The sequence below is a fragment of the Streptomyces sp. NPDC050422 genome (assembly GCF_044458665.1).
Classification (GTDB): Bacteria; Actinomycetota; Actinomycetes; order Streptomycetales; family Streptomycetaceae; genus Streptomyces.
Genome location: NZ_JBITIE010000002.1, coordinates 304,360 through 317,203 on the forward strand (window position 1 = coordinate 304,360; position 12,844 = coordinate 317,203).

The following is a 12,844-nucleotide window of genomic DNA, read 5'->3' on the forward strand; positions in this document are numbered from 1 at the left end:
GCTCGGTCAAGGCACTCACTGCGTTCAGTGCGCGTCGGCGATGTGCTGCGTACCGATCCGCTTGCGGAACACCCAGTACGTCCAGCCCTGGTAGAGCAGGACGACCGGAGTGGCGATCCCCGCGCACCAGGTCATGATCTTCAGCGTGTACGGGCTGGACGAGGCGTTGGTGACCGTGAGGCTCCAGGCGTCGTTCAGCGAGGACGGCATGACGTTCGGGAAGAGCGTCAGGAACAACATCGCGACCGCGGCCGCGATGGTCACCCCGGAGAAGGCGAAGGACCAGCCCTCGCGCCCCGCCGCAATGGCTCCGATCGCTGCGACCAGGGCCACCGCGGCGACGATCATCGCGATCAGGCTCCAGCCGTCCCCGTTGTCGATCTGGGTCCAGATCAGGAACCCCAGAGCGAGAACCGCGGTGACCGCGCCCAGCTTCAGCGCCAGCCTGCGCGCCCGGGCGCGGATGTCGCCGACCGTCTTGAGCCCGGCGAACACCGCTCCGTGGAAGGTGAAGAGGGTGAGCGTGACCAGTCCGCCGAGGATCGCGTACGGATTGAGCAGGTCCCAGAAGTTGCCCACGTACTCCATGTCCGCGTCGATCTTCACGCCGCGGACGATGTTCCCGAAGGCCACGCCCCAGAGCAGGGCCGGGATCAGCGAGGTCCAGAAGATCGCGTGCTCCCAGTTGGTCTGCCACTTCGCCTCGGGCCGCTTCGCCCGGTACTCGAAGGCCACACCCCGCACGATCAGGCAGAGCAGGATGATCAGCAGCGGCAGGTAGAAGCCGGAGAACAGCGTGGCGTACCACTCGGGAAACGCGGCGAAGGTCGCTCCGCCGGCGCTGAGCAGCCAGACCTCGTTGCCGTCCCAGACGGGCCCGATCGTGTTGATCAGGACCCGCCGTTCCTTCCGGTCCCGCGCCAGCAGCTTGGTCAGGACACCGATCCCGAAGTCGAATCCCTCCAGGAAGAAGTAGCCGGTCCAGAGAACGGCGATGAGCACGAACCAGACGTCGTGGAGTTCCATCTCTCGGCTCCCTGTGCTCTCAGTAGGAGAAGGCCATGGGCCGGTCGGCGTCGTCGTGGTCGCCGCCGATCCTGGTGGGCGGGTTGAGGTCGGCGTCGGTGAGCTCCGGCGGGCCGGCCTTGATGTACTTCACGAGCAGCTTGACCTCGATGACGGCGAGCACCGCGTAGAGCGTCGTGAACAGGATCATCGAGGTGAGCACCTCGCCCTGCGAGACGCCGGGAGAGACCGCGTCACGGGTCTGCAGAACTCCGTAGACGACCCAGGGCTGACGGCCCATCTCGGTGAAGATCCAGCCCCAGGAGTTGGCGATCAGCGGGAAGAGCAGGGTCCACAGCGCGACGATCCAGTAGCACTTGGCGAGCTTGGGGCTCAGCGCCTTGTTCTTGAACAGGACCAGATGCGGCACCTCGTCCTCACCGGTGCGCATCCCCGGCGGCAGCATGAACTTCTTCCGGGTCAGCCACAGTCCTAGGATCCCGAGGCCGAAGGACGCCATGCCGAAGCCGATCATCCACCGGAAGCTCCAGAAGGCGACGGGGATGTTGGGCCGGTAGTCGCCGGGCCCAAAGCGTTCCTGCTCGGCCTTGTTGATGTCGTTGATGCCGGGGACGTACGAGTTGAAGTTGTCGTCGGCGAGGAAGGACAGTATCCCGGGGACCGAGATCTCGACGGAGTTGTGCCCCTTGCTGACATCTCCGTACGCGAAGATCGAGAAGGGCGCGGAGTTCTGCCCGTCCCACAGCGCCTCGGCCGCCGCCATCTTCATCGGCTGCTGCTTGAACATCACCTTGCCGAGCTGGTCTCCGCTGACGGCGGTCAGAAGTCCCGAGATCACGATGGTGATCAGCCCCAGCCGCAGCGAGGTCCGCATCACCGGGATGTGCTTCTTGCGCGCCAGGTGGAAGGCGGCGATGCCGACCATGAACGCCCCGCCGACCAGGAAGGCCGCCGTGATGGTGTGGAAGAACTGGGCGAGCGCGGTGTTCTGCGTGAGCACGTGCCAGAAGTCGGTGAGCTCGGCGCGCCCGCGTTCCTTGTTGATCCGGTAGCCCACCGGGTGCTGCATCCAGGAGTTCGCGGCCAGGATGAAGTACGCGGAGAGGATGGTGCCGATCGAGACCATCCAGATGCAGGCGAGATGGATCTTCTTGGGCAGCTTGTCCCAGCCAAAGATCCACAGCCCGATGAAGGTGGACTCGAAGAAGAACGCGATCAGTGCCTCGAACGCGAGCGGGGCACCGAAGATGTCGCCGACGAACCGCGAGTAGTCGGACCAGTTCATGCCGAACTGGAACTCCTGGACGATGCCGGTGACGACACCCATGGCGATGTTGATCAGGAAGAGCTTTCCCCAGAACTTGGTGGCCTTGAGGTACTTCTCCTTGTTGGTCCGCACCCAGGCGGTCTGCAGGCCGGCGGTGAGCGCGGCGAGAGAGATCGTCAGGGGAACGAAGAGGAAGTGGTAGACGGTGGTCGTTCCGAACTGCCATCGCGCCAGGGTCTCCGGCGCCAGAGCCAGCTCCACGTCGTCTTCTCCTTACGTCGCCGCCGTTTGCACCGGCAGTTTGTCCTGTAAATCCGACTGAACACGGGAGGAAGCAGGACACGCTTGTGAACGCGTTCACATTCACAAGCAATTATGGCGCACAGGCTTTCGGAAGGTAAGACCGGGGTACCCCTCCGGGACGTAGCGATCATTCCCCCCGAAGCAGACATCCCGCCGCCCCACGTCCGCCCACGCAAACGGCCCCGCACCTCGCGAACGAGAGACGGGGCCGGCCGGCAAGGAGTGCCGGCGCTACAGCTTCTTGCGGTACGACTCCGTCACCTTCAGGAACAGGTCGTTCGCCTCGTCCTCACCGATCGAGACCCGCACGCCCTCACCCGCGAACGGCCTGACCACCACACCGGCCTTCTCGCAGACCGCGGCGAAGTCGGCCGTACGGTCCCCCAGCCGCAGCCAGACGAAGTTGGCCTGGGACTCGGGCACCGTCCAGCCCTGCCGCACCAGCGTCTCGTGCACCCGCTGCCGCTCGCACACCAGGGAACCCACGCGGCCCAGGAGTTCGTCCTCCGCCCGCAGCGAGGCCACGGCCGCGTCCTGGGCGACCTGGCTGACGCCGAACGGCACCGCCGTCTTGCGCAGCGCGGCCGCCACCGGCTCATGGGCCACGGCGAAGCCGACCCGCAGCCCGGCCAGACCGTATGCCTTGGAGAACGTCCGCAGCACCGCCACATTGGGCCGGTCACGGTAGATCTCGATGCCGTCGGGAACCTCGGCGTCGCGGATGAACTCCTTGTACGCCTCGTCCAGCACCACGAGCACATCCCCCGGCACCCGGTCCAGGAACCGCTCCAGCTCCGCCCGGCGCACCACGGTGCCGGTCGGGTTGTTCGGGTTGCAGACGAAGATCATCCGGGTGCGGTCGGTGATCGCGTCCGCCATCGCGTCCAGATCGTGCACCTCGCCGTCGGTCAGCGGCACCTTCACCGACGTCGCACCGCTGACCTGGGTGATGATCGGGTACGCCTCGAAGGAACGCCAGGCGTAGATGACCTCGTCGCCCGGGCCCGAGGTGGCCTGCAGGAGCTGCTGGGCCACGCCGACCGAACCGGTGCCGGTGGCCAGATGCGAGAGAGGCACACCGAAACGGTCGGACAGCTCGTTCATCAGACCGGTGCAGGCCATGTCCGGGTACCGGTTGAATTGCGCGGCCGCGGCCAGCGCGGACTCCATCACCCCCGGCAGCGGCGGATACGGATTCTCGTTGGAGGACAACTTGAACGCGACCGGCCCGCCGGCCGCGGCCGGCTTGCCCGGCACATAGGCGGGGACGCCATCCAGTTCGGCACGCAGCTTGGGGTTCGTCTCGCTCACCGCAGGTCCTCCTCGACCGTCCCTACACATCAATACTGCACACCATAAGAGGATTGAGCGCTGCCGCGAATGGCAGGACCGTGGATTCGCCGGGTGAGTGCCGGAATGAGGGGGAGCGCTCCGCGCCGTGGCGCGCGCCGGTGGCTCACTCCGTGGCGCGCGTCCCCCGAAGAGGTGAGTTGAGACCTCTTCGAGACATCCACCTTTCGGCAGGCCCATCCGGCACAACACGTGACACATGATGGGCGAACCCGGTAACACCCTTGCTTAGCAAGGCGATTGACACCCGATGACCATGCAGAAACGTGCCTGTCAACGAGTGAATATGCGACCGGGCCAAGTGCCCGCCCGAGCCCTACTATCGGCTCGCCATGACAGCAGCAGGGAAGCACCAGGTGAGCCGGACGGAGACCCCCCGGCGCGGCGGCAGGCAGGGACGAGCAGGAATCCGGGACGTGGCCGCCGCCGCCGGGGTCTCCATCACGACCGTCTCCGACGCGCTCAACGGCAAGGGCCGGCTCCCGGACGCCACCCGCAGCCATGTCCGCGAGGTCGCTGAGCGCCTGGGCTATCGCCCTTCCGCCGCGGCCCGAACGCTCCGTACCGGCAAGTCCGGCCTCATCGGCCTGACCGTGACGACCTACGGGGATGAACCTTTCACCTTCACCGAATTCGCGTACTTCGCCGAGATGGCCAGAGCCGCCACCTCCGCCGCACTCGCCCGCGGCTACGCCCTCGTCATCCTCCCCGCCACCTCACGCCACGACGTCTGGTCGAACGTCGCGCTCGACGGCACCGTCGTGATCGACCCTTCCGACCAGGACCCGGTCGTCACCGAACTCGTACGCCAGGGGCTGCCCGTCGTCTCCGACGGCAGGCCCGCCGGGACCCTCCCGGTCACCGCCTGGGTGGACAACGACCACCGGGCCGCCGTCCTCGACCTCCTCGACCACCTCGCCGCCGCCGGGGCGCGCCGCATCGGCTTGCTCACCGGCACCACCACCGACACGTACACCCGACTCTCCACCACCGCGTACCTCCACTGGTGCGAGCGGGTCGGCCAGGACCCGGTGTACGAGTCGTACCCCGCTCACGACCCGTGCGCGGGCGCGGTGGCAGCGGACCGCCTGCTGGCCCGTCCGGACCGCCCGGACGCCGTCTACGGCCTCTTCGACCCCAATGGGACGGATCTGCTGGCGGCCGCCCGCAGGTACGGCCTGCGCGTCCCGGAGGACCTGCTGCTGGTCTGCTGCAGCGAGTCCACCGTGTACGCGACGACCGAGCCGCCCATCACCACGCTCTCGCTCAAACCACGCCGCATCGGCACGGCGGTCGTCCAGCTGCTCATCGACGCCATCGAAGGCGTCGACCAGGACGGGCCGGTGGAACAGGTCATACCGACGGAACTCATCGTCCGGACCTCCTCGCAACGCCGTCCACCACGCACCACCGTCAGCGCGCCGCGCTCCCCGGCAGGGGATTGATCAGGCCAATTGGGACGAATCAACCGAGGAACCTGGCGTGCGCGCGGATTCACCACCCCTGGTGCGTCACAGAGCACGATCCTCATTCCTATGATGGGCGCACGACACCGCGGACCACCCCGACCAGCAGGGCCCGTCAGGTGTACGGCGGCGCGACGGTGGTGGAGGGGTCGATGACACAGGGGGCCGGTCAGGAACCCGTGGTGCGGACGGCGACGTTGCGCGACTTCCGCGTACCGCCCTATGCGCAGTCCCCTGCGCCGCCCGCCCCACCGCACCCGGGCAACGGCTTCCCGGGGGGCGAGCCGCCGGAGGGGTACACACCGACCGCGCGCGACCTGCCGGTGATCAGCCGCGAGGACACCGTCCGGGTACGGGCCGTGCCCGACCCGCGGCCCGCACAGGAGCCGGGGCTCGGACCGCTGTACGTCGTCGGTGACGTCCACGGCTATCTGGACGAGCTCCTCGCCGCCCTCGCCGAGCAGGACCTGATCGACGCCGAGGGCAACTGGGCCGCGGGCAACGCGCGACTCTGGTTCCTCGGCGACTTCACCGACCGGGGGCCGGACGGGATCGGCGTCATCGACCTCGTGATGCGGCTCTCCGCGGAGGCCGCGGCCGCCGGCGGCTACTGCAAGGCCCTGATGGGCAACCACGAACTGCTGCTCATCGGCGCCAAGCGGTTCGGCGACACCCCCGTCAACTCCGGCGCCGGGACCGCCACCTTCCAGGCGGCCTGGCTGCTCAACGGCGGCCAGAAGACGGACATGGAGCGGCTCCAGGACGTCCACCTCCAGTGGATGTCCCGGCTCGACGCCGTCGTCGAGGAGGACGAGCACCTCCTGATGCACTCGGACACGACGGCGTACCTCGATTACGGCTCCACCATCGAGGACGTCAACGACACAGTGCACGCCATTCTCACGCGGAACGACGCCGATGAGTGCTGGGACCTCTTCCGCAAGCTGACCAAGCGGTTCGCCTTCCGCGACGAAGCGGGTCCACAGGCCGTACAGGAGCTCATGGCGGCCTATGGCGGCCGCCGCGTCGTCCATGGTCACAGCCCCATTCCCTACCTTCTGGGCGAGGTCGGCTCCGAGGACGGCGAGGACAGGTCGGGGCCACTGGTGGACGGTCCGCACGTGTACGCGGACGGGCTCGCCATCGCCATGGACGGCGGAGTGACCATGGCCGGAAAGCTACTGGTCGTCCAACTCCCGCTGCATGACTGACGTTCTTCGGGGAAGACGCATCCCGACCTGAACACGCCGACCACTGGGCCTATTTACGGAAACCCCCTGTCACCCCGTGCCGTGGGCGCTCTACCATCGGCGTACCAGTAGCAGGCTCTCCTCCGTTTCCGCCCGACTGCCCGGTTCGAGCGGGCACACAGGCCCTACGGAGCATCGGGGGATGCACATGAACAGCGCTCCGCACCTGCTGACCGAGGACCGACCCGAGTACGAGCGGATCCTCGACGACGCACTGCGTCACGCCCATGAACGACCGGATCTGGCCGCTGTCGGTGAACGGCTCAATCCGGTGCAGCTGCGCACCATGGCGATGGCGGCCACCGCGCTGATCACCGCCGCGGCCGCCACCGAGTACGAGCACTACGTGAAGGCCCGCGAGGAGATCCGCGCCGCGGCCACGGGCACGGACGAGGACGGTGACCCGGACAACGGCACGAACGGCGCCCGCCAGTCGGGCGCCGGCATAGGAGTCGTCATCACCGCCCTGGCGCCGGTGCTGGCGGGCACCGCCGCGGTGATCTTCCTGCTCATCGGCTACATCCTGAAGGCGCTCGACCCGCCCCCGTCGTTCGCCCGCACCATGGTCGGCGCAGGCTGGTTCTTCGTGGCGGCCACCGCAGCCGCCATCCTCGTCGCCGCGGTCGGTCTCCTCATCACGGCTCTGCGCAACGGCTCGACCTCAGTGGGCGCCGAGGAGCAGGGCGAGGAACTGCCGGAGGATGTGGCGCGCGCCAGAGAGGCCTGGCGGCACGCCCTGCTGGAACGTGGCATCCTGCCGTTCCTGCGGGACGCCCTCGCCGACCCCGGGGCCGCCCCGGCCGCGCGCGTCCCGCACCGCTCGGCCAACCGCATCCCGAAGATCGGCTACAGCAGACCGGACTTCTCCAGCCCGGACGACGGCCCGGCCGCCGCACCCCGCCCGACGTTCACCAGCCCGGACTTCACCAGCCCCGACTTCGGCGGGCCGGAGCACGAGCTGGACTGACCTCGGCCGGTGCACGAGAGGTCCGGCGACGGCTCTCCCGGGCATGGCACCGGTCGGTCCCGGCCTACAGCGCCGCCAGGTTGCCGACCAGGTCGTCGAGGCCCAACGAGCCTTGGGACAGCGCCTTCATGTGCCAGGCCTTGAGGTCGAAGGCCGCACCATGGCGTCGCTTCGCCGCCTCGCGTCCCTGGAGCCAGGCGCGTTCGCCGAGCTTGTAGCCGATGGCCTGGCCGGGCCAGCCGAGGTAGCGGTCGATCTCGGCGTGACGACGGGCCGCCGGGCTGCCGTTGTAGGTGGCCATGAACTCCGCGGCGAGGGCCCCCGTCCAGCGCTCACCGGGGTGGAAGCCGGAATCGGTGGGGACGGCGAGTCCGAGGTGCATGCCGATGTCGATGATCACCCGGATGGTGCGCAGCATCTGTCCGTCCAGGAAGCCGAGGCGGCGCGCGGGGTCCACGAAGTAGCCCAGGTCGTCCATGAAACGCTCGGCGTACAGGGCCCAGCCCTCGATGTTGGCGCTGACCATGCCTTCCGTCACCTGGTAGCGGCTGAGCCGGTCGGCGGCCGCGACCCATTGGGCGAGCTGCAGGTGATGTCCGGGGACGCCCTCGTGGTACCAGATGCTGACGAGCTGCCAGGTCGGATACGTACCCTGCTCCAGGGTGGGCAGATAGGTGCGTCCCGGGCGGCTGAAGTCGAGGCTCGGGCCCTGGTAGTAGGGGCCGGATGCGCTGCCTGCGGGCGCCATCCGGGACTCGACCTCGCGGAGCGGCCCGGAGAGGTCGAAGTGACGGCCGTCGAGGGTGCTTATCGCCTCGTCCATCAGCTGCTGCAACCAGTCGCGGGCGGCCTCCTCGCCCTTGAGCGCGTGACCGTGCTCCTCCAGGTGGTGCATGACCTCAAGGAGACCGGCGCCGGGCAGGACGCGCTCGGCCTCTACGCGCATCTCGGCGAGCGTCCGGTGGAACTCGTCCCAGGCCCAGTCGTAGGCCTCGTCCAGATCGAGTTCGGCGCCGGTGTTGTAGCGGGCGGCACGCAGGTAGCGCTCCCGGCCCACCGCGTCCGGGGTGTCCGCAGCGGCGGGGACGTAGGTGTCGCGCAGCCAGTCGCGGAACTCGGAGACGGCGCGGGTGGCCCGGCGGGCGGCATCGTCCAGTTCGGGGCGCATCCGGTCGGTGCCGTCCGCGACGAAGCCGGCGAACCAGCCCGCGCCGCTCGCCGCCTGTCCGGCGGACTCCCCGGTCCAGTCGGCGAGCTGGCCGATCACCCCCACGGCCTGCCGGGGAGCGGCGAGCAGACCGCGGGAGATCCCCCGGGTGAGGGTGTCCCGGTAGCCGTCCAGCGCTCCGGGGAGGTTGCGCAGCCGTCCGGCCACCGCCGCCCAGTCCTCGTCGGTGGTCGTGGGCATGAGGGTGAATATCGCCCGCACCTGGTCCACGTGCGCGCCCACCGTGCGCAGCTGCCGGTAGTTCTCGCCGGTGTCGTGCATCGCGAGCTCGGCGGTGAGGCGTTCCCGCAGCAGCCGGGCGCACGCCTGTTCAGCGGGGTCGTCCGGTACGTGGGCGGCGTCGAGTGCGGTGAGACTGCGGCGGGCCAGCTGGGCATGGGCCTCGAAGCCCTCAGGCGAGAGGTCCGGTTGCCGGTCGTCGCCCGGGTTCAGGCCCAGCCATGCGGAGGTCATCGGATCGTGTGCGGCCACTTGGTCGAGGTGACTGTCGGCGATGCCGCGCGGGGTGAGCGATTCATTTGCCATGGACACATCTTGACGCGCCGTCGGATCAATCCTCCAGGCCTTCGGGCGCTGTTCCGGACGGCCCTTCGAGGCCGTCAGGAACAGCGCGTACGCGTGCAGGCGTCAGTCCGTCACCGGGAGGTACACCCGGTTTCCCCGGGCCGCGAACTCCTCGGACTTCACCGCCATGCCGGCCAGCGCCTCCGCGTCGAATTCGGTGGGGACGGCCGTGGCCCCGTCGCCATGCTCGTCACGGATCTTCTGGGAGATCTTCATCGAGCAGAACTTCGGACCGCACATCGAGCAGAAGTGGGCCGTCTTCGCCGGTTCGGCAGGCAACGTCTCGTCATGGAACTCCCGGGCCGTGTCCGGGTCGAGCGCCAGATTGAACTGGTCCTCCCAGCGGAACTCGAACCGGGCGTCCGACAGCGCGTCGTCCCAGTCCTGCGCCCCCGGGTGCCCCTTGGCGAGGTCCGCCGCATGGGCCGCGATCTTGTACGTGATGACCCCGGTCTTCACGTCGTCCCGGTTGGGCAGACCGAGGTGCTCCTTGGGCGTCACGTAGCAGAGCATCGCCGTCCCCCACCAGGCGATCATCGCGGCGCCGATGCCCGAGGTGATGTGGTCGTACGCCGGCGCCACATCGGTCGTCAGCGGGCCGAGCGTGTAGAACGGCGCTTCCTCGCAGATCTCCTGCTGGAGGTCGATGTTCTCCTTGATCTTGTGCATCGGGACGTGGCCCGGGCCCTCGATCATGGTCTGGACACCGAACCGCTTCGCGACCGTGTTCAGTTCGCCGAGCGTACGCAGCTCCGCGAACTGGGCCTCGTCGTTGGCGTCCGCGATCGACCCGGGCCGCAGCCCGTCGCCCAGGGAGTACGTCACGTCGTACGAGGCGAGGATCTCGCAGAGCTCCTCGAAGTTCTCGTAGAGGAACGACTCCTTGTGGTGCGCCAGACACCACGCCGCCATGATCGAGCCGCCCCGGGAGACGATTCCGGTCTTGCGACGGGCCGTCAGCGGTACGTACGGCAGGCGCACGCCGGCGTGCACCGTCATGTAGTCGACGCCCTGCTCGGCCTGCTCGATGACGGTGTCCTTGTAGACCTCCCAGGTCAGTTCCTCCGCCTTGCCGTCGACCTTCTCCAGGGCCTGGTAGAGCGGCACGGTGCCGATCGGCACGGGGGAGTTGCGAAGAACCCACTCACGGGTGGTGTGGATGTTGCGTCCGGTGGACAGATCCATGACCGTGTCGGCGCCCCACTTGGTCGCCCAGGTCATCTTGTCCACCTCCTCCTCGATGGAGGACGAGACCGCGGAGTTGCCGATGTTGGCGTTCACCTTCACCAGGAACCGCTTGCCGATGATCATCGGCTCGGTCTCCGGGTGGTTGACGTTGGCCGGGAGCACCGCCCGGCCGGCGGCGATCTCCTCACGCACCACCTCGGACTCGACGTTCTCCCGGATCGCGACGTACTCCATCTCCGGGGTGATCTCGCCCCGGCGGGCGTACGCGAGCTGGGTGACGGGACGGCCGTCCCGGCTGCGCCGCGGCTGGCGGGGGCGGCCGGGGAAGACCGCGTCCAGATTGCGCAGCCCACCGCGCGGCGAGGTGTGCTTGAGCCCGTCGTCCTCGGGGCGCCCGGGGCGTCCCGTGTACTCCTCGGTGTCGCCGCGGGCGATGATCCAGTTCTCCCGCAGAGGCGCCAGCCCCCGGCGGACATCGGTCTCGGTGGTGGGATCGGTGTACGGCCCCGACGTGTCGTACAGCGTCACGTCCTTGCCGTTGGTGAGGTGCACCTGACGGATCGGCACGCGGAGGTCCGGGCGTGAACCCTGGACGTATCCCTTGTGCCAGCCGATGGACTTCCCGGCCTCGTCGCTCTGGTTCGAGGCAGGCGTGCGTGCGTCCGATGTGGTCATGAGACCTACTCCCTACGCCGGCATTACCCGGTAACAGGTTCGGCGGTCGGCGCAGCCTGTCCCGTACGGACGTACGGAGATCAGCGCCCTCTCAGCCCGGTGCTCCGAGCTCCCGCGTGTGCAAAGGTGCCACCACGCTAGCGCCCATGCTGGCGAGCTGAACAGAGGGCCCCTCCTCTTCTTGCGATGATCGGCCGGTGACGTCCCCTCATAGCGACCCCGAACCGCAGGACCATCAGCACGCGCACTCCCACAGCCACGGCCCCGCCGCTCCCGTGTCCAGCCATCTGCGCAAGGTGATCGCCGCCGTGCTGATCCCGTTCGCGGCCGCGGTCGTCGTCGGGCTCGTGGTCCTCTGGCCCGGTGGTGCGCCGGCGCACGAGCGCACCGGTGTCGGTTTCGACCGGCAGACCCAACAGGGCAAGGTGGTGAACATCGGCAAGATCGACTGCAAGGACGTGAACGCCTCCCAGCTGCCCATCAGCGGCGAGACCGCGCCACCCACGGGCGAGCAGGCCGGGGGGGACGACGGGGCCGCCCTCTGCAAGAAGGCCACCGTCGAGATCACGAGCGGGCAGGACAAGGGCCGGAAGTTCGTCGAGGTCGTCCAGCCCGACGCGCCACGGCAGCTGCGGGAGGGACAGGGGGTGGTCGTCGCGTACGCCCCCGACGCGCCCCATGACCTCCAGTACTCCGTCACCGACGTGAACCGGAAGTTCCCGTTGATGCTGCTGGCCGGGATCTTCGCGCTGGTGGTCGTCGCCGTGGGCAGAATGCGCGGGGTGATGGCCCTGGTGGCGCTCGCCCTGTCGTTCGCCGTCCTGACCCTGTTCATCCTTCCGGCCATCCTGCAGGGATCGAACCCGCTGGTCGTGGCGGTCGTCGGTGCGAGCGCCATCATGCTGATCGCGCTCTACATCTGCCACGGGCTGACGGCCCGCACCTCGGTCGCCGTCATCGGCACCCTGATCTCACTGCTCCTGATCGGGCTGCTCGGCTCGCTCTTCATCGGCTGGGCGAGTCTGAGCGGGAACACCGACGACAACACCGGCCTCATCCATGGCCTGTATCCGCACATCGACATGAGCGGGCTGCTGCTGGCCGGAGTCATCATCGGCTCCCTGGGGGTGCTCGACGACGTGACGGTCACCCAGACCTCGGCCGTCTGGGAACTGCACCAGGCCGACCCGACGATGAGTGCGAAGAAGCTCTACCGGGCAGGGATCAGGATCGGGCGCGACCACATCGCCTCGGTGGTCAACACCCTGGTGCTCGCCTATGCGGGCGCCGCGCTTCCGTTGCTGCTGCTGTTCTCGATCGCCCAGAGCAGCGTGGGGACGGTGGCCAACAGCGAACTGGTGGCGGAGGAGATCGTGCGCACACTGATCGGCTCGATCGGACTGGTCGCCTCGGTGCCGGTGACCACCGCGCTCGCGGCGCTGGTCGTCTCCGCGGACCGCTCCGGGCCTGCCCCGGATTCCGTAGCTCCGGCACTCGTACGGAGCGGCAGGGGGCGCCGTCGCCGGACGAAGTCCTGAGTGTCCGGACACGGAGAGCGAT

Annotated in this window: 9 protein-coding genes and 1 riboswitch; of the genes, 4 read left to right on the forward strand and 5 right to left on the reverse strand. The window is 68.6% G+C overall.

The genetic code is table 11. From position 1 onward, the window contains the following. Nucleotides 1–24: 24 nt before the first annotated feature. The 3 genes from cydB to hisC form a co-directional block, all read right to left on the reverse strand. Complete coding sequence (cydB, locus tag ACIBJG_RS04065) at nucleotides 25–1,026, reverse strand: cytochrome d ubiquinol oxidase subunit II (protein WP_399303663.1); 1,002 nt, start codon at nucleotides 1,024–1,026, stop codon at nucleotides 25–27. Nucleotides 1,027–1,045: 19 nt separating this feature from the next. Continuing rightward, nucleotides 1,046–2,554 carry a cytochrome ubiquinol oxidase subunit I gene (locus ACIBJG_RS04070; RefSeq protein ID WP_399303665.1) on the reverse strand — a complete coding sequence of 503 codons (1,509 nt, stop codon included), beginning with the start codon at nucleotides 2,552–2,554 and terminating at the stop codon, nucleotides 1,046–1,048. Between the two features lie 273 nt (nucleotides 2,555–2,827). Further along, nucleotides 2,828–3,907 carry a histidinol-phosphate transaminase gene (gene hisC / locus ACIBJG_RS04075; protein ID WP_399303667.1) on the reverse strand — a complete coding sequence of 360 codons (1,080 nt, stop codon included), beginning with the start codon at nucleotides 3,905–3,907 and terminating at the stop codon, nucleotides 2,828–2,830. Nucleotides 3,908–4,278: 371 nt separating this feature from the next. Between hisC and ACIBJG_RS04080 the strand changes: the two genes are divergently transcribed. From ACIBJG_RS04080 to ACIBJG_RS04090, 3 genes are all read left to right on the forward strand, one after another. Continuing rightward, nucleotides 4,279–5,391 (forward strand): LacI family DNA-binding transcriptional regulator, encoded by a 1,113-nt coding sequence (locus ACIBJG_RS04080; protein WP_326737456.1) that lies wholly within the window; start codon nucleotides 4,279–4,281, stop codon nucleotides 5,389–5,391. 173 nt (nucleotides 5,392–5,564) lie between these two features. After that, complete coding sequence (locus ACIBJG_RS04085; RefSeq protein ID WP_399303669.1) at nucleotides 5,565–6,623, forward strand: metallophosphoesterase; 1,059 nt, start codon at nucleotides 5,565–5,567, stop codon at nucleotides 6,621–6,623. 181 nt (nucleotides 6,624–6,804) lie between these two features. Continuing rightward, nucleotides 6,805–7,629, forward strand: a complete 825-nt coding sequence (locus ACIBJG_RS04090) for a hypothetical protein (RefSeq protein ID WP_399303671.1) — start codon at nucleotides 6,805–6,807, stop codon at nucleotides 7,627–7,629. A 64-nt stretch (nucleotides 7,630–7,693) separates the two neighbouring features. Here ACIBJG_RS04090 and ACIBJG_RS04095 read toward each other — a convergent pair whose 3' ends face one another. Continuing rightward, the gene (locus ACIBJG_RS04095; RefSeq protein ID WP_399303673.1) at nucleotides 7,694–9,382 is read right to left on the reverse strand and encodes a DUF885 domain-containing protein; all 1,689 of its coding nucleotides are present in this window, start codon (nucleotides 9,380–9,382) and stop codon (nucleotides 7,694–7,696) included. Between the two features lie 102 nt (nucleotides 9,383–9,484). Continuing rightward, nucleotides 9,485–11,284, reverse strand: coding sequence for a phosphomethylpyrimidine synthase ThiC (thiC, locus tag ACIBJG_RS04100; protein WP_399303675.1), 1,800 nt, complete (start codon nucleotides 11,282–11,284; stop codon nucleotides 9,485–9,487). Next, a riboswitch (TPP riboswitch) is annotated at nucleotides 11,277–11,410 on the reverse strand. It overlaps the preceding gene by 8 nt. A gap of 71 nt (nucleotides 11,411–11,481) precedes the next feature. Between thiC and ACIBJG_RS04105 the strand changes: the two genes are divergently transcribed. Further along, nucleotides 11,482–12,822 (forward strand): YibE/F family protein, encoded by a 1,341-nt coding sequence (locus ACIBJG_RS04105; protein ID WP_399303677.1) that lies wholly within the window; start codon nucleotides 11,482–11,484, stop codon nucleotides 12,820–12,822. The last annotated feature ends 22 nt before the right edge of the window (nucleotides 12,823–12,844 follow it).